Raw genomic sequence first — 17200 nt, 5'->3', positions numbered from 1 at the left:
GATGGCGCGCGATCGCGACATGCTGACCGTCCGCTCCGGCGACGTGAAACTCGCCGTCTACGTCAGCGGCCCGCGTCGCGCGCCGCCGCTGATTCTCGTGCACGGCTATCCCGATTCGGCCGCCGTGTGGGCGCCGATTCGCGCACGGCTTGCCGGGCGCTATCGCGTGATCGCGTACGACGTGCGCGGCGCGGGGGCGTCCGATGCGCCGCGACACCGCGCCGACTACGCGCTCGCGCGGCTCGCGGACGACCTGAAGGCGGTTGCCGATGCGACCTGCGGCGACCGTCCGTTTCATCTGGTCGGCCACGACTGGGGGTCGATCCAGTGCTGGGAGGCTGTGACCGACCCTGCGTTTCGCGGGCGGATCGCGTCGTATACGTCGATCTCGGGCCCGTGCCTCGATCACGTGTTCCGCGCGAGGATGCGGCTCAAGCAGAGCCTGAAATCGTGGTACATCGCGTTCTTTCATCTGCCGATCGTGCCGTCGCTGGTCTGGCGACTCGGCGGCGCCGCGCTGTGGCCGCGTTGGCTGCAGCTGACCGAACGCGTGCGCGTCGAACGCGATCCGTCGCAATTGAAGAATGCGCTGAACGGGTTGCAGTTGTACCGCGCGAACTTCATCGCGCGCGCTAGCAAGCCGCGCGAGCGGTATGCGCAGGCGCCGGTGCAGATTCTCGTGCCGGTGCGCGACCGCTACGTGACGCCCGAGATGACGGTCGATCTCGATCGCTGGCTTGGCGAGCATGTGCGCGAGGAAATCGACGGGGCCCACTGGATCGTGCTGCGCGATCCCGACCTGATCGCGTCGCGGATCGACCGCTTCGTGTCCGCACACGAAGGCAAGACCGCGCCGTCGCCCGCGGCCGCCGCTCAGCCGGGCGTCGGCAGACGCCTGAACAGCGTCTCGTAGTCGATCACGAGGCCGTCGTCGTCGACGTCCATCTCGGCCTTGAAGTTGCGGAAGATGCCTTCATAGCGGTAACGCCGGCCCGGCTCGATGCAGGTGTACGCCTGCTCGACGCGCGTCGCGGTCAGGTCGGGCACCGACACGTAGACGACATCGATCGGCTGCCGCTCGCCGCGCGCGAGCGCGAGGCGGCCGATCGGCAACGCATTCGTAAACGGCGTCGCCGCGATATCGATGTCGATGCAGCCGTCCAGCGCGGGCAGCGCCTCGCCCGCTCCGTCGCGCCAGTGGCCGGCGCCGTCGCCGTGCAGCTCGAGCGTACCGCCGCCCATCACCTTGAGCACCGCGCAGGTCACGCGCCATCGCGGATCGCAGACCAGCCGATACGCGAGCCCGTAGGCCCGGCCGTACCGCTGGCCGACCACCGCGCTTTCGACGACGATACCGTCGTCGCTCCGCTCGAACGTCAGATGTTCGATGCCGTCGCCTTCGAGCGACGCCCAGCGCACCGCTTTCGTCATTCCGCCTCCTCGCACGCCCCACGGTGGGGCATCGCGCACAAATTCCGACTATCCAGAATTCCCTATTCCGGTGCACGGGATTGTGTCCTATGCTCGCGGCTCGTCCTGCTCCGCCGCCATCATGTTCACCGCACACTCTGCCACGCCGTCGATCGATCTGCGCATCCTGCTGCGCAGCATCGGCCAGATCGTGTTGCAGGCGAACGCGCTCACGGGCGCGCTGCTGCTCGCGGCGCTGGCGCTGACCGACCCGCGGCTCGCGTGCGCGGCGCTGCTCGGCGCGGCCGCCGCCAATCTGACGGCGGTGCTGACGGGCGCGCGTCGCGACGATCTCGAACAAGGGTTGCACGGTTTCAACGGCGCGCTCGCCGCGCTGGTCGCCGCCGTGTTCGCGCCCGATCCGCTGCTCGGCGTCGCGCTGTCGCCGTTGCCCGCCATCGGCGCGGCACTCGTGCATCGCGCGATGCGCGGGCCGCTCGCGAAATGGCGGCAGTGTCCGTATTCGAGCCCGTGCCTCGCGGTGTCCGCGCTCTGGCTGCCGTTTTTTATTGCGACGCAGCATGCGGATGGCGCGATCGGCGGCGCGGCGCCGACCTGGTCGGCCATCGGCCCCGCGCTGCTCGCCGGCGTCGCGCAGACCACGTTCGCGCAGGGCGCGTGGGCCGGCGCGCTGATCGTCGCGGGCATCGCGGCCGAGTCGCGCCGCGCGGCTGCATTCGCACTGGCGGGCGCGGTCGTGTCGACCGTGCTGCTGACCGCGCTTGGCGCCGACGCGGCATCGCTGACGAACGGCCTGCTCGGCTTCAACGGCGCGCTCGCCGCCCTCGCGCTATTGCGGCGCGGCTTGCGCGCGGCGCTCGCGGCCGCCACGCTGGCCGCGCTGATCCAGTGGCTCGCGATGCGCGCCGGCCTCGCCGCGCTCACCGCGCCGTTCGCGCTCGCGTCGTGGATCACGGTCGCCGTCGCGCGGCGCTTTACCCTCGGAGAAGCCGATGTCGTCATTCGCACACCGTCCTGATGCCGTGAAGCCCGGCGGCCCGATCTCGGACGCCGAACGCCGCCTGCGCGTGGACCTCGCAGCCGCGTACCGGCTCGTCGCGCTGAACGACTGGGACGACCTGATCTACACGCATCTGTCCGCGACCGTGCCGGGCGAGCCCGGTCATTTCCTGATCAACCCGTTCGGTCTGGCGTTCGACGAAGTCTGCGCATCGAATCTCGTGAAGATCGACCTCGCCGGCAACCGGATCGGCGACGGCGAGCACGCGGTCAACGTGACGGGCTTCGCCCTGCATGCGGCCGTGCATGCGGCACGCCCCGACGCGGTCTGCGTGATGCATCTGCACAATACCGCCGGCATTGCGGTGTCGATCCAGCGCGACGGGCTGCTGCCCGCGTCGCAGCATGCACTGCGGTTCCACGGCGATCTCGCCTACCACGACTACGAAGCACTTGCGTTCTCTCCGGCCGAGGGCGCGCGGCTGACCGCGAGTCTCGGCGCGAAATCCGCGATGCTGCTGCGCAACCACGGCACACTGACGGTCGGCCGCACGGTCGCCGAGGCGTATGTCCTGATGGATACGCTGATCAAGGCCTGCGACATCCAGCTGCGCGCACAGGCAGGCGGCGGGCCGCTCGTGCTGCCGGAGCCGGCCGTCGCGGACCGCACCGCCGAGCAATTGCGCGACGGCGGCGCGATCGAAGGCGAACTGGAATGGCCGGCGTTGCTGCGGCGGCTCGACCGGATCGATCGGTCGTATCGCGATTGAGCGCGGCGGCGGCGGCATCCCGCGGAATCGATTTTTTCAAACCCAACCGGAGGTTTTTCCATGCCGACTTTCAATATCCAGTTGTTCGAGGGCCGCACCGTCGAGCAGAAGCGCCAGTTCGTCGAAGCGATCACGCGCGTGACGTGCGAAACGCTCGGCTGCGAACCTGGCTCCGTCGATATCATCCTGACCGATGTGAAGAAGGAAAACTGGGCGACCGGCGGCAAGCTGTGGAGCGAGCCGCGCTGAGCAGCGTTCCGAAATCAGCGTGTGTTCGGTGTCTTGGGCACACGCTAGGCCGATACCCGTTTTCCTTCTCGGCAATGTCATCGGCAAGCCGAATTGGCTGAAGCCGGCCGGCTGCCTCTACCGGTAGCCGCCGATTCGGATTCCGGCACGGCGTCAACCGCTGCAATGCGTTGGCGGGATGCTAAACAGGACGCGTAAATGATCTCCGACAAGCAAGTCGCAAGCGCTCTGAACGACATGATCCTGCAAATGGGAGCCGACCTGGATCGATCCCTGCTGACGGTTCAGGCATCATGTCCGGAATCGGAGTTCGTCGCCTATCGCGAATTCGTCTCGCAAGTAATGAGCACGATGCTGACCGACTTCATGAATCCGCTCTACGCGCGGCATCCCGACCTCAAGCCGCCCGAACTGACTTGACGGTCGCTGGCCGAGTGATGGTGGGCGAAGCCGAGACTCGCAAGAACCCGGCCCTGCCCCGCCGCCGCGACCGCCACGCCCACCGCACACAGCGCACGCCGCACCCGTTGTGCACCCGCACATCGCGTTGTCACGCAATCGGCGCATAATGCCGGGCAGACGCAGCAGCAACCGATGGCTCCACCCGACGAGGAGATCGCCATGGAAGCGAAGAACGAGGAAGTCGTCGCCCACCTGCTCTCCGACGTCGTCGAATTCGCGCGCGCGCGGCTGCCGGAAACGACGTTCCGCATCGTCGAGCCATTCCTGCGTCACTACTACGATTTCGTCGACGCGGACGATCTGCAAAACCGCAGCATCGCCGATCTCTACGGCGCCGCGATGGCGCACTGGCAGACCGCGCAGAAATTCGTCCCGGGCAGCGAGCGGCTGCGCGTCTACAACCCGATCCTCGAACAGCACGGCTGGCATTCCGATCACACGGTGATCGAGATCGTCAACGACGACATGCCGTTCCTCGTCGACTCGGTGACGATGGCCGTCAACCGCCTCGGCCTCGCGCTGCATTCCGCGCTGCACCCGGTATTCCGCATCTGGCGCGGCGGCAACGGCACGATCGAGCGCGTCGACGCCGGCGGCGCAACGCCCGACGACGGCCGTTCGCAACTCGCCTCGTTCATCCACTTCGAAGTCGATCGCTGCGGCGACGCCGCGTTGCTCGACACATTGCGCGACGACATCGGGCGCGTGCTCGGCGACGTACGCGCATCGGTCGAGGACTGGCCGAAAATCGTCGAAATCGCGCGCGCGACGATCAAGGACATGAAGACGCGCGAAGCGACGGCCGAGGACATCGAAGCGCGCGCGTTCCTCGAATGGATGCTCGCCGATCACTTCACGTTCCTCGGGCAGCGCGACTACGCGCTCGTGTCCGAGGGCCCCGGCTTCGCGCTGCGCGGCATCGAAGGCTCGGGCTTCGGCATCCTGCGGGAATCGCTGCGCTCGCCGGGCGCGCCCGACGTGACGCCGCTGCCGCCGGCCGCCGCGGCCATCATCTCCGGCGCATCGCCGATCTTTCTGACGAAGGCGAATTCGCGCGCCACCGTGCATCGGCCCGGCTATCTCGACTACGTCGGCGTGAAGCTCGTGGGCGCCGACGGCAAGGTGAGCGGCGAGCGCCGCTTCCTCGGGCTCTACACGTCGACCGCTTACATGGTGTCGAGCGCGGAGATTCCGATCGTGCGCCGCAAGTGCGCGAACATCGTGCGGCGCGCGGGCTTTCTGCCGAAGGGGCATCTCGGCAAGTCGCTCGTGACGGTGCTCGAAACCTATCCGCGCGACGAGCTGTTCCAGGCCGACGAGGATCAGCTCTACGACATTGCGCTCGGCATCCTGCGGCTGCAGGAGCACCAGCGCACGCGGTTGTTCGTGCGGCGCGACCGCTTCGACCGGTTCGTGTCGTGTCTCGTGTTCGTGCCGCGCGACAAATACAACACCGACCTGCGGCGGCGCATCGCGAAGCTGCTCGTCGATGCGTACAACGGCGTGAACGTCGAGTTCACGCCGCTGCTGTCGGAATCGGCCATCGCACGCATTCACTTCGTCGTGCATGCGGAGCCCGGCACGATGCCCGACGTCGACACGCGCGAGCTCGAAACGCGGCTCGTGCAGGTCACGCGGCGCTGGCAGGACGATCTCGCGGACGCGCTGCTCGACGCGTTCGGCGAGGAGCAAGGCAACCGTCTGCTGCAGCGCTACGCCGACTCGTTCCCGGCCGGCTACCGCGACGACTATCCGGCGCGCACCGCGGTGCGCGACATCGAGCTGATCGAGCGCGTGAAAACATCGGGCCAGCTCGCGATGAACCTGTACCGGCCGATCGAGGCCGGGCCGCGCGCGTTCCGCTTCAAGGTCTATCGCGCGGGCGAGCCGATCGCGCTGTCGCGCAGCCTGCCGATGCTCGAGCATCTCGGCGTGCGCGTCGACGAGGAGCGTCCTTACCGCATCCAGACGCAGGATGCGGCGCCGGCATGGGTGCACGACTTCGGGCTCGAGCTCGCCGACGATACGGAGTTCGACATCGAACGCGTGAAAGGCCTGTTCGAGGATGCGTTCGACCGGATCTGGAGCGGCCGGATCGAGAACGACGATTTCAACCGGCTCGTGCTGCGCGCGCATCTGAGCGCGCGCGAGGTCACGATCCTGCGCGCGTACGCGAAGTACCTGCGACAGGTCGGCTCGACGTTCAGCGACGCCTATATCGAACGCGCGCTGACCGGCAATCCGGCCATCGCGCGGCAGCTCGTCGAGCTGTTCGTGCTGCGCTTCGATCCGCGCATCGGCGACACGCGCGACGTGCAGGCCGAACGGCTGCTGAAAGCGATCGAGACCGCGCTCGATCAGGTGCCGAACCTCGACGAGGACCGCATCCTGCGCCAGTTCCTCGGCGTGATCAACGCGACCGAGCGCACGAACTACTTCGTGCACGACGCGAACGGCGAGCCGAAGCCGTACCTGTCGTTCAAGTTCGCGCCGGCGCGCGTGCCGGGGCTGCCCGAACCGAAGCCGATGTTCGAGATCTGGGTGTATTCGCCGCGCGTCGAAGGCGTGCACCTGCGCGGCGGCCGCGTCGCGCGCGGCGGGCTGCGCTGGTCCGACCGGCGCGAGGATTTCCGCACCGAGGTGCTCGGGCTCATGAAGGCGCAAATGGTGAAGAACGTCGTGATCGTGCCGGTCGGCTCGAAAGGCGGCTTCGTCGTGAAGAACCCGCCGCCGCCGAGCGATCGCGAAGCGTGGATGCGCGAAGGCGTCGCGTGCTACCAGACGTTTCTGCGCGGGCTGCTCGATCTGACCGACAACCGCGTCGGCAACGCGATCGTGCCGCCGCGCGACGTCGTGCGCCACGACCCCGACGATCCGTATCTCGTCGTCGCGGCCGACAAGGGCACGGCCACCTTCTCCGACTACGCGAACGCGATCTCGCACGAGTACGGGTTCTGGCTCGACGACGCGTTCGCGTCGGGCGGCTCGGTCGGCTACGACCACAAGAAGATGGCGATCACCGCGCGCGGCGCGTGGGAATCGGTGAAGCGGCACTTCCGCGAGATGGGCGTCGACACGCAGACCACCGATTTCACGGTGGTCGGCATCGGCGACATGTCCGGCGACGTGTTCGGCAACGGGATGCTGCTGTCGCCGCATATCCGGCTGATCGCCGCGTTCGATCACCGGCACGTGTTCCTCGATCCGACGCCCGACCCGGCGACGAGCTTCGCCGAGCGCAAGCGGCTGTTCGCGCTCGAACGCTCGAGCTGGGCCGATTACGATCCGGCCGCGATCTCCGCGGGCGGTGGCGTCTATCCGCGCACCGCGAAGACGATCCCGCTGTCGCCGGCCGTGCAGGCCGCACTCGGCATCGACGCGCACGCGCTGCCGCCGACCGAGCTGATCCGCGCGATCCTCCAGGCGCCGGTCGACCTGCTGTACAACGGCGGCATCGGCACCTACGTGAAGGCGACGCACGAAACGCATCAGCAGGTCGGCGACCGCGCGAACGACGCGGTGCGCGTCAACGGCGCGGACCTGCGCTGCAAGGTGGTCGGCGAAGGCGGCAATCTCGGCTTCACGCAGTTCGGCCGCATCGAGTTCGCGCAGCGCGGCGGGCGGATCAACACCGACGCGATCGACAACTCGGCCGGCGTCGACTGTTCGGATCACGAAGTCAACATCAAGATCCTGCTCGGCCTCGTCGTCGCGGACGGCGAGATGACGGAGAAGCAACGCAACGCGCTGCTCGCCGAGATGACCGACGAAGTCGCGCTGCTCGTGCTGCGCGACAACTACTATCAGACGCAGGCGCTGTCGATCGCCGGCCGCTACGGCGTCGAGCTGCTCGATGCGGAAGCGCGGCTGATGCGCTGGCTCGAACGCGCGGGGCGCCTGAACCGCGTGATCGAATTCCTGCCGACCGACGACGAGATTGCGGAACGGCAGGCCGCGAAGCTCGGTCTCACCTCGCCGGAGCGCGCGGTGCTGCTCGCGTACAGCAAGATGTGGCTCTACGACGCGCTACTCGAATCGGACTTGCCCGAAGACCCGCTCGTGGCCGCGATGCTCGTCGACTACTTCCCGCAACCGCTGCAGCAGCGTTTCAGCGAGCCGATGCGTCGCCATCCGCTGCGCCGCGAAATTCTCGCGACGCATCTGACCAATGCGCTCGTGAACCGCGTCGGCTGCACGTTCGTCCATCGGCTGATGGAGGAAACCGACGCGAAGCCGGGCGACATCGTGCGCGCCTGCATCGTCGCGCGCGACGTGTTCGATCTCGATGCGGTGTGGCGCGACATCGACGCACTCGACAACCGCGTCGCCGACGACGTGCAGGCGCGGATGTTCGTCGACGTCGCACGGCTGCTCGAACGCGCGGCGCTGTGGTTCCTGCGGCATCTGCATACGGGTGCGGGGGCCGGCGACGGCATCGCCGCACTGCTCGCGCGGTGTCGCGACGCGGTCGAGCGGCTCGCGCCGCAACTCCCCGCGCTGCTGCCGGCGGACGACCTCGACGCGCTGTCCGCGCGCCGGCGCGTGCTGACCGACGCCGGCGTCGATGCGGCGCTCGCCGCGCGTGTCGCGAGCGGCGACATCTCGGCCGCGCTGCTCGACATCGCGGACGTCGCGGCCACCTCGAATCGCGAACTCGAACTCGTCGCGGGCGTGTACTTCGCGCTCGGCACGCTGCTCAACTACGGATGGATCGGCGAGCGTGCGGCGTCGCTGCCGACGCCGACGCACTGGGACATGATGGCGCGCGCGGCAGCGCTCGCGGAAGTCGCGCGGCTCAAGCGCACGCTCGCGACGAGCGCGCTGGCGGAATCGCCGGAGTCGACGTCGCCGGAAACGATCGTCGCTGCGTGGCGCGTGCGCCGCGAAGCCGCGCTCGAACGTTACGGCCAGTTGCTCGCGGAACTGCGCGCATCGGGCGGCGCGAGCCTCGCGGTGCTGCTCGTCGTCGTGCGCGAGATGGCCGTGCTCGAGCGCGCGTAGCGTTTATACGGTCGCGACCAGCAACTCTTCCGCGTTGTTCGGCGGCCGCAGGCCGTCCGCACGCCCGGCGAAATAGCGCCGAGTCAGATCGGCGGCCGATACGTGCCCGGCCGTCGAGAAGCCCGCCTCGAGTGCGAGCGCGCGGATGTCGGCCGGCATGAAGAAACTGATGAACGGCGTGCCGCTCGCGCGCGCGCCCTTGTCCGCCATCTCGAGACCGGGTCGCACGTCGGGATCGGCGTGCTGCAGCGGCATCAGGAACGTCATCGCGAACGTGGTGCCGCGCGCGAGCGTCGCGACTTCCCGCAGCGTCGCCGCATTTGCTTCGCGCGTCAGATACATGCTGACGCCGGTCGACACGACGACGGCCGGCTTGCCCGGATCGAAGCCCGCATCGACGAGCGCGTCGCGCCACGAGCGGCCTGCCTCGAAATCGACGGGCACGAAGCGCAGCCAATCCGGCACGCCGAAGCCGAGTTCGTTCAGCCGGCGGCGCTTCCATGCCTGCGGGCCCGGCCGGTCGACTTCATAGACGGTCACGCGCGCCGCCATGTCGGGGCGGCGCTGCACGAAGCTGTCGAGCCCCGCGCCGAGAATCACGTACTGACTCGCGCCATGCGCGGCCTGCTCGACGACGAGATCCTCGATGAAACGCGCACGCGCGACGATCGATGCGCGAAACGGCCGCGTGAATTGCGGATCCATGTCGCCGCGCTGCTGCCAGTCCGGCCCCGGCGCGAGCAGCTGCAGCCCCACTTCGTCGGCGAGCACGTGCGGCGGCGCATCGCATTCGACATGCAGCGCGCGCCAGAGCGCGACGCGCGCGGCGGTGCTGTCGGGGCCCTGGTCGACGGTGTCGTTCATCGCCGCGCCCTCACGCGTTCGACTGGCCGGGCCGCCCCGGCGCCTGCAGTCGCCATACGCGACCGTCCGGATCGCGCACCGTCATCTCGCGCGTGCCCCAGTGCGTGTCCTCGAACGGCGTGACGACGTCGACGATCGGCTGCGGCCGCACGGCCGCCTCGTCGGGCACCTTCAGCACGACCTGCATGTCCGTCTTTTCGCCGGGCGGCACTTCGGCGATGAACAGATACGGGCCGTCGCCGTTGCGAAGCTGGCCCGACTGGTGATCGGTTTCGAATTCCAGCGTAAAGCCCAGCGCCTGGAAGAACTTCGCCGATTTGCCCCAGTTGTGCGTGGTCAGGAAAACGGCTTCGATTCGCTCGGACGACATGTCATTCCTCCGTGGTGGACGCGTCCGCCGGCGGCGGCGCGGCGAGATACGCGCGCAATGCGTCGGCTACCAGCGCCGACAGCGACTGTTCCGTTTCGATTGCGCGATGCTTGACCTGCCGGATCAGACTCAGCGGCAGATACACGTTGAACTGCTTCACTTCTTCGTCGGTCATGGTGCTAGTATGCTAGCAAACTAGGAAAAGTCAAATGCCCGTGGCGGGTGTCCGCGTGGCATGCAGCTCGCGCGAAACGCGGCGCGCACCGTCGCCTCGCGCCGCGTGCAGGACGGCGCCGTCGTTCATGCGTCACGCACGCGGGCCGCCGCGCGCACGAACAGCGCGTCAAGATCGAAGCCGGTGGTATCGATGCCGATCGTGTCGCGCAGGCACGCGGCCCACGCGGCCCGATCGTCGAACGTGACGGTCTGCGCTGCGCCCGTCGCGTCGCGTACGCTCAGCACCGTGTTGAACAGCGTCGCCTGCCCCTCGGGCAGCACGCGGCAGGCGATCAGGTCGTTCACGAACAGCGACTCGGGATAGGTCGACGTGAACCAGTTCGCGGCATCGTAATCGACCCACTCGGCCGGCTTCAGCGCGAAGCGGTACATCGTCTGCCAGCCGTCGCGCGTCTCGCACTGCATGTCGAATTCGTCGTCGCCGTGCGCGTCGATCCGGAACGCGCCGTGCGGCGTCGTTTGCCGCTCGCCGGGCGCGAACCGCATCGGCGCGGTCAGCGTCGCGGTGCCGAACCCGACGTCCGCGAACCACACCGTGCCGTCAAGATCGACGCGCAGCAGCATATGCGTCTTCGCCGTCGCGACCTCGGGCGGCCGCATCCAGCGCACGCGCGCGATCAGCGGCGTCACGCGAAAGCCGATCGTCGTGAGCGCCGTGTAGAACAGCTTGTTGAGTTCGAAGCAGTAGCCGCCGCGACCGCGCTCGACGAGCTTGTCGACGACGGCCGGCAGGTCGAGCGCGACGCGCGTGCCGGTCAGCGGATCGAGGTTCTCGAACGGAATCGCACGCGGATGCCGCAGATGCAGCGTACGCAGCACGTCGAGCGTCGGCTCGGCGGGGCCGTCGTAGCCGATACGCGCAAAGTAGCGCGCGAGGTCGAACGAATCGGTCATGGGACTGCACCAAGGAGGGGAATGCGCCACGATAGCATCGTGCGAAATCCCCGTGGTGCGCGAAACGACCGTTCGGCGACGCACGCCGCGATCGGGCGGCGGGCCGCGCCTCGCGCTACGGCAGCAGCTTCAGCGCCGAGGACGCGACCGACGGCACCGAAATGCCCTGGCTCGTCGCGAACTGCACGGCCTGGCTCAGCGTCGTCGCGAGCGACTGCAGCTGACCGGGCGCGCTCTGCGCGATATACGACGCGGCCTGCAGGTTCTGCGGATTGAGCCCGGCCTGCAGCAGCGACGCCGGATTCGTCGAGCCGAGGCCGCCGAGCGCGGGCTGCAGCTGCGAGTACTGCGTGAGCCCTTGCCCGAGCGAGGCGAGGCCGTTGCTGAACGCCTGCTTGTCGACCGCGCCCTGTGTCGCGCCGCCGCTCGCGAATGCCTGATCGAGCGCCTGCGACACCGACTGCTGCGCGCCGCCCATCTGCGACAGCGCGGCCGGCGTCAGCGCATCGCCGTTGCCGAGCACGGCCGCCGCCTGCTGCGCCTGGCCCGCCGCACCGCTGAGCCCCATCGCCGACGCGAGCGACGACTGGCCGGCGAGCACCTGCCGGTTCGCGCCGACGTAAGCCTGCAGCAGCTGCGCGACGCCGCCCTGCGCGGGCGCCGCCTGCTGCCCGCCGCCGAGCAGCGACGAACCGATCGACTGCAGATCGAGCTGCGCATGGGCGGCGCCGCTCAGCAGCATGCCGAAGGCGATGCCGGCGAAGGCGAGATGTCTGCGCGCCGCGCGGATGTGTTTCATACGTTGTCCTCGTGCCCGAATGGTGGAGCCCGATATTGTCGAAGCGCGTCGCACGCGATCGCAACGACTGAAACACATCGAAACGAATCGGACGGCACGCGCGCGTGCATTGATCGGAATCGACCGCGCGAAATCAAGCCTTGCGTCGCGATTCGTTCCTTTTCCGCATCAATGCGCATGCTTGCGCGTCGCCGCGATTGACGCCGCCCCCGCCGTTTCTTACGATTCGCCCCGCTTCGCGCTGCTGTGTCCGCACCGCGCGCGGTTCGTCCACCGTCCGTCCCGCAAGGAAAATCATGCCGCCCGTTTCGCTGCCCGGAACCTCGCCCGCCGCCCTGTCCGTTCGCGTTCCGCGTCGCCTGTGCATCGCGGCGCTGGCCTGCACGGCGCAGCTGCTCGCGGGCGCCGCCGCCGCACAGCAGGCACCGGCCGCCGCCGCCGCGCCGACCTCGCCCGTGCCGGGCGCCGAGGCAGACAGCCTCTGGACGCGCGACACGCTGCTCGGCGACATCGGCGGCCTTCGTCCATGGCTCGGCAAGTACGGCGTCACGCTCGCGGCGACCGAAACGAGCGAGCTGCTCGCGAACCTGCACGGCGGGCTGGAGCGCGGCGTCGGCTATCACGGCGTCACGACGGTGACGCTCGGGCTCGACACCGAGAAGGCATTCGGCTGGAAAGGCGGCAGCTTCAACGCGAGCGCATTGCAGATCCACGGCCGACAGTTCAGCCCGAGCCATCTCGGCACGTTGAACACCGCGAGCGGCACCGAAGCCGACGCCGCCACGCGCCTGTGGGAGCTCTGGTATCAGCAGTCGCTGCTCGACGATCGCGTCGACGTGAAGATCGGCCAGCAGGCCGTCGATCAGGAATTCCTGACGAGCACGTACTCGGCGACGTTCATGAACACGATGTTCGGCTGGCCCGCGCTGCCGTCATACGATTTGCCGAGCGGTGGCCCTGCGTACCCGCTGTCGGCGCTCGGCGTGCGCGTGCGCGCAAAGCTGACGCCGTCGCTGACCGCGCTGGCCGGCGTGTTCGACGGCGATCCGCTCGGCAACAATCCGGACAATCACAGCGGCACCAATTTCAACCTGCACAACGGCGCGCTGTTCATCGGCGAACTGCAGTACGCGATCAATCAGGACGGTGCGGCCGGCGGCGCGGCGAAGTCGGGCGCGCTGCCCGGCACGTACAAGCTCGGCGTCTGGTATCACAGCGGCAGCTTCGCGGATCAGCGCGACGACACGGCCGGCCGTTCGCTCGCCGGCGCCGATTCGACCGGCATCGGCCGGCCGCATCGCGGCGACTACAGCGTCTATGCGGTCGCCGATCAGATGGTATGGCGCGCCGGCCCCGACAGTCCGCGCAGCGTGGGCGTGTTCGCACGCGTGATGGCGGCGCCCGGCGACCGTAACGTCGTCAGCGCCGCCGCGAACCTCGGCGTCGTGCTGAAAGCGCCGTTCGCCGGCCGCGACAACGATTCCGCCGGCCTCGCGCTCACCTACGTGAAAGTCGGCCGCCATGCACGCGCGCTCGACGAGGATGCGCGCGCATTCGGCGGTGCGCCGTACGGCGTGCGCGGCAGCGAAACCGCGCTCGAAGCGACCTACAACTACCAGGTCGCGCCGTGGTGGCAGATTCAGGCCGATGCGCAATACACGTTCAATGCGGGCGCAGGCCAGAATCCGGACGATCCGCGCGCGCCGCTGCACAACACGTTCGTGCTCGGCGTGCGCACGACCATCACGTTCTGACGGCGGCCCGCGCGCACGCGCGGCGTGCGGCCTGCGCGCGGCCGACCGCGAACCGCCTCATCGCGTCACGCGGCCATCCACGCCGGCAGCCGGCGACCGACCCAGTCGGCCGCGCGCTCGTAGCCGCGCGCAAGCTGCAACACGGCGAGATCGGCGCGCGGACGCCCGATCAGCTGCATCCCCATCGGCAGCCCTGCCTCGTTGAAGCCGACCGGCACGCTGATCACCGGGCAGCCGGCCAGCGTCCACGGGACGACCGTTTCCATCCAGCGATGATAGGTGTCCATCGCGCGCCCCGCGATTTCGTTCGGCCAGCGCTGCTCGACGTCGAACGGAAATACCTGCGCAGTCGGCGCCGCGATGAAGTCGTAGCGATCGAAAAAACGCAGCACGGCCTGATGCCACGCGGTGCGCTCGACGCTCGCGTCGAACACCGCGGCGCCCTGCATCGCGAGCAGCCCTTCGACCTCGTAGATCGCTTCCGGCTTCAGCAGCGCACGGCGCGCCGGGTCGCGATAGTGCGCGAGCAGCCCGCCGCCCGACAGCAGATGCCGATGCGCGAGCCACAGGCGCCAGATGCGCTCCGGCGCGAATGCGGGCAACGCCGCATCGACGTCGCAACCGATGTCGCGCAGCGTCGCGAGCCCCTGCTCGCACTGCGCGAGCACGCCGGGCTCCGTCGCGAGATAGCCGTTCCAGTCGCCGACCCAGGCGATGCGCGTGCCCTTCACGTCCGCCTCGAGCGGCTGCCCGAACACGGCCGGATCGTCGGCGAGCGACAACGGATCGTTCGGATCGTAGCCGGCCTGGATCGCGAGCAGTTGCGCGACGTCGCCGACCGTGCGGCCCATCGGGCCTTCGATGCCGAGCTGCTGCATGTAGACGTCGACGCCCGGCCAGCGCGGCACGCGGCCCTGCGACGGGCGGAAGCCGTAGATGTTGCAGAACGCGGCCGGATTGCGCAGCGAGCCGCCGAAGTCGCTGCCGTCGGCCACAGGCAGCATCCGCGATGCGAGCGCGGCGGCCGTGCCGCCGCTGCTGCCGCCCGCGCTCTTCGTCAGGTCGTACGGATTGCGCGTCGCGCCGTATACGTCGTTGAACGTGTGCGAACCGAGGCCGAACTCCGGCGTATTGGTCTTGCCGATGAAGATCGCGCCGGCCGCGCGCATCCGCGCGACGCCGACCGAATCGGCCTGCGGCACGTGATCGCTGAAGATCCGCGAGCCGTAGGTCGTCACGAGCCCCTTCGTCATCGCGAGATCTTTCGGCGCCTGCGGCATCCCGTGCAGCCAGCCGTGATATTCGCCGCGCGCGAGCGCCGCGTCCTTGTCCGCGGCTTCGCCGAGCAGCGCGTCGCGGTCGCGCAGCGCGACGATCGCGTTCACGGCGCCGTTCACGCGCTCGATGTGATCGAGATACGCGCGCATCGTCTCGACGCACGACACGGCCTTGCTGCGGATCGCCGAGGCGAGCTCGCCGGCCGACAGGCGCACGATCGGGTCGACGGTGATGGAAGCGGGAGCGAGAAGCTGCGGGGCGCCGTGCGGCATGCGGGTCTCCTGAAATCGAATGGGAAGCCGGACCGTATCGTGACGGCCGCGCGTCGCGGCGGGCGCGGCGCGCCGGTCGTCGTCGCTCTACTCTACGCGACGCGCGCGGCGCGACCTCCGATATTTTCCACGGACATTCATCGAGAATCCGACTGAATCGGCGCAGCAATCGAGCCGGTCGCCATGCCGGGCAGCCGATCGGTGAAATCGTTTATGCGCATAAAGTTAAATTTCTTATATTTCCAATAAGCGCAACACGATCGTCAGCGTTGACGACATTTTTACGCGACCGTGCGGACTTTTTAGACCGCTCGCTGCGATCGCGCATTACGCTGAAAGCCTGTCGATTACGGGATACCGTCGATGCTCAAGCTGCTGGTTCCGGTCGGTCATGCTCCCCGTTCGCTTCAGGCGGTTCGCCATGCGGCCTTCCTCTACCGCGAACGGTGCGCGTCGGAAGTCGTGCTGGTCAACGTCCAGCCGCCGCTCGAGGCCACACGGCTCGAGGCGTTTCATCCGCTGTCGCGGCTGCGGTCGATCGAGGAAAAGTTCGCGAACGACGACCTCGCGAGCGCTCGGCGGATCCTGCAGGAAGCCGGCGTTCGCTACAGCGTCGTGCAGAAAGTCGGGCCGGTGGCCGCGTCGATCGCGGCAGCAGCCGCCGAGACGGGCTGCGATGAAATCGTCGTCGTGGCGCCGAAGCGTGATCCGTTTCACACCGTCATGTCGATGTTCAGACGCAGCGTGATAGACCGCCTCATGCGCATCTCGAACGTGCCGATCACGACGGTGCGATGAGCGTCGCGGTGCGCCGGATTGGGGAGCGCGTAGTTCGCGCCGACGTCTGACGCGCTGCATCGCGAACGAGACTGCCGGCGCACGCGTGCCGATGCCCGCGATGCCGGCGGACCGACTCCGGTCGGCCGTTGGCCGTCGCGCAATGCGCGCCGTCGCGCTTACTTGATTGCCTTGCGCCAAAACACGAGATAGGTCGCCGCGGAAGACGCGAGCAGCAGGATCGCCCACAACGGCGCCATGCTGATCAGGACGGAAGTGACGTTAAGCATTTGGATTCCTCACTGTTCGATAGCGATAGGTTGGACACGTACACGCTCGACCGGAACCGGAGCGCATACGCTTACCGCTTGTCGCCCACTGCGTTCGGTCAGCGCATGAGCTCATGCTATCGCCGCGACCGGCAATACGACCGTCTCGCGCTTCCCGCACTCTGATATTCGTCAAACTGGCGTCGATCTCCGCGCCCTTGCGCGCCGGCTCCGCTACCCGCGAGCCGCCGTAGCGAAAAAACGGCCGGCGCAAGGCACCGGCCGCGCCCTTTCAACAGACGTTTACCGGGGGAAGCCCCAAGTGCTCGGCGTGGTGCGTCCGCGTTACGCTTGGACCATAAGGAGACGAACCATGAGACGAGCCGTACACATCGCATTTTTCGCGCTGCTGGTTTATCTGATCGGCGATCGCGCGATGCTGCACGCGCAAGGCCGCGACGCCGGCCCGGCCGCGTGTGCGGAGCGGGCCGAACAGGTGCGGTACGACGCGCTCGGCCGCGGCTTCGGCAGCGCCGCCGCCGACAGCCAGCGCGAAGCGTTCATGTCGGGCTGTCTCGTCACCGGGCGTGCCGATCAGGACGTCGCGATGGCGGCTCGCTGACGCCGCACGCCGACCGGCGTCGGCCGGCCGGCACGCTCCCACGCCTCCCGCCGACGATGCAAAGCGACGGCGACTGCGCTCGCCGTCGTCGTCGTCTTTTCCCGCCGCACTGCCCGTTCAACTGAATCCGCGACGATCACGCCGTGCGCCTT

At 68.5% G+C, this 17200-nt stretch carries 16 protein-coding genes; 9 read left to right on the top strand and 7 right to left on the bottom strand.

Features of this window, described 5'->3' with window-relative positions:
* Position 1: 1 nt before the first annotated feature.
* Positions 2 to 913, top strand: coding sequence for an alpha/beta fold hydrolase (locus BCR55_RS25075; RefSeq protein WP_065496759.1), 912 nt, complete (start codon positions 2 to 4; stop codon positions 911 to 913).
* On the opposite strand, the gene BCR55_RS25070 is transcribed toward BCR55_RS25075, so the two are convergent.
* Positions 874 to 1431 carry a putative glycolipid-binding domain-containing protein gene (locus BCR55_RS25070; protein WP_065496386.1) on the bottom strand — a complete coding sequence of 186 codons (558 nt, stop codon included), beginning with the start codon at positions 1429 to 1431 and terminating at the stop codon, positions 874 to 876. The two genes, BCR55_RS25075 and BCR55_RS25070, sit on opposite strands and share 40 nt — an antisense overlap.
* Before the next feature lie 121 nt (positions 1432 to 1552).
* Between BCR55_RS25070 and BCR55_RS25065 the strand changes: the two genes are divergently transcribed.
* The 5 genes from BCR55_RS25065 to BCR55_RS25045 all read left to right on the top strand — a co-directional run bounded on the left by BCR55_RS25065 (position 1553) and on the right by BCR55_RS25045 (position 8912).
* The gene (locus tag BCR55_RS25065; protein WP_065496385.1) at positions 1553 to 2449 is read left to right on the top strand and encodes an urea transporter; all 897 of its coding nucleotides are present in this window, start codon (positions 1553 to 1555) and stop codon (positions 2447 to 2449) included.
* The gene (locus tag BCR55_RS25060) at positions 2424 to 3200 is read left to right on the top strand and encodes a class II aldolase/adducin family protein (RefSeq protein ID WP_065496384.1); all 777 of its coding nucleotides are present in this window, start codon (positions 2424 to 2426) and stop codon (positions 3198 to 3200) included. The genes BCR55_RS25065 and BCR55_RS25060 overlap by 26 nt, the downstream gene beginning before the upstream one ends.
* A gap of 60 nt (positions 3201 to 3260) precedes the next feature.
* The gene (locus tag BCR55_RS25055; protein ID WP_006411948.1) at positions 3261 to 3449 is read left to right on the top strand and encodes a 4-oxalocrotonate tautomerase; all 189 of its coding nucleotides are present in this window, start codon (positions 3261 to 3263) and stop codon (positions 3447 to 3449) included.
* A gap of 198 nt (positions 3450 to 3647) precedes the next feature.
* Positions 3648 to 3869: a hypothetical protein gene (locus tag BCR55_RS25050; RefSeq protein ID WP_035955116.1), complete on the top strand. Its 222-nt coding sequence runs from the start codon at positions 3648 to 3650 to the stop codon at positions 3867 to 3869.
* Positions 3870 to 4070: 201 nt separating this feature from the next.
* On the top strand, positions 4071 to 8912 hold the full coding sequence (locus BCR55_RS25045) for an NAD-glutamate dehydrogenase (RefSeq protein WP_065496382.1): 4842 nt from the start codon (positions 4071 to 4073) through the stop codon (positions 8910 to 8912).
* Positions 8913 to 8915: 3 nt separating this feature from the next.
* Here BCR55_RS25045 and BCR55_RS25040 read toward each other — a convergent pair whose 3' ends face one another.
* The 5 genes from BCR55_RS25040 to BCR55_RS25020 form a co-directional block, all read right to left on the bottom strand.
* Complete coding sequence (locus tag BCR55_RS25040; protein WP_006403233.1) at positions 8916 to 9776, bottom strand: class I SAM-dependent methyltransferase; 861 nt, start codon at positions 9774 to 9776, stop codon at positions 8916 to 8918.
* A gap of 10 nt (positions 9777 to 9786) precedes the next feature.
* Positions 9787 to 10146 (bottom strand): glyoxalase/bleomycin resistance/extradiol dioxygenase family protein, encoded by a 360-nt coding sequence (locus tag BCR55_RS25035; protein ID WP_006403232.1) that lies wholly within the window; start codon positions 10144 to 10146, stop codon positions 9787 to 9789.
* A gap of 1 nt (position 10147) precedes the next feature.
* Positions 10148 to 10321: a ribbon-helix-helix domain-containing protein gene (locus tag BCR55_RS25030; protein WP_006403231.1), complete on the bottom strand. Its 174-nt coding sequence runs from the start codon at positions 10319 to 10321 to the stop codon at positions 10148 to 10150.
* Positions 10322 to 10446: 125 nt separating this feature from the next.
* Positions 10447 to 11277 (bottom strand): arylamine N-acetyltransferase, encoded by an 831-nt coding sequence (locus BCR55_RS25025; protein WP_006403230.1) that lies wholly within the window; start codon positions 11275 to 11277, stop codon positions 10447 to 10449.
* A gap of 115 nt (positions 11278 to 11392) precedes the next feature.
* Positions 11393 to 12076: a hypothetical protein gene (locus BCR55_RS25020; RefSeq protein ID WP_006403229.1), complete on the bottom strand. Its 684-nt coding sequence runs from the start codon at positions 12074 to 12076 to the stop codon at positions 11393 to 11395.
* A 296-nt stretch (positions 12077 to 12372) separates the two neighbouring features.
* Between BCR55_RS25020 and BCR55_RS25015 the strand changes: the two genes are divergently transcribed.
* The gene (locus tag BCR55_RS25015) at positions 12373 to 13830 is read left to right on the top strand and encodes a carbohydrate porin (RefSeq protein WP_065496380.1); all 1458 of its coding nucleotides are present in this window, start codon (positions 12373 to 12375) and stop codon (positions 13828 to 13830) included.
* A gap of 65 nt (positions 13831 to 13895) precedes the next feature.
* On the opposite strand, the gene BCR55_RS25010 is transcribed toward BCR55_RS25015, so the two are convergent.
* On the bottom strand, positions 13896 to 15380 hold the full coding sequence (locus tag BCR55_RS25010; RefSeq protein ID WP_053298426.1) for an amidase: 1485 nt from the start codon (positions 15378 to 15380) through the stop codon (positions 13896 to 13898).
* Positions 15381 to 15743: 363 nt separating this feature from the next.
* Between BCR55_RS25010 and BCR55_RS25005 the strand changes: the two genes are divergently transcribed.
* Positions 15744 to 16178 (top strand): universal stress protein, encoded by a 435-nt coding sequence (locus BCR55_RS25005; RefSeq protein ID WP_006410811.1) that lies wholly within the window; start codon positions 15744 to 15746, stop codon positions 16176 to 16178.
* A gap of 621 nt (positions 16179 to 16799) precedes the next feature.
* Complete coding sequence (locus BCR55_RS25000) at positions 16800 to 17048, top strand: hypothetical protein (RefSeq protein WP_006403221.1); 249 nt, start codon at positions 16800 to 16802, stop codon at positions 17046 to 17048.
* The last annotated feature ends 152 nt before the right edge of the window (positions 17049 to 17200 follow it).

It is taken from the genome of Burkholderia sp. CCA53 (assembly GCF_001685525.1).
GTDB classification, from domain to species: Bacteria; Pseudomonadota; Gammaproteobacteria; order Burkholderiales; family Burkholderiaceae; genus Burkholderia; species Burkholderia multivorans.
Note: the sequence above shows the minus strand (reverse complement) of the source record. Positions and strands in the feature narration are given on the sequence as shown.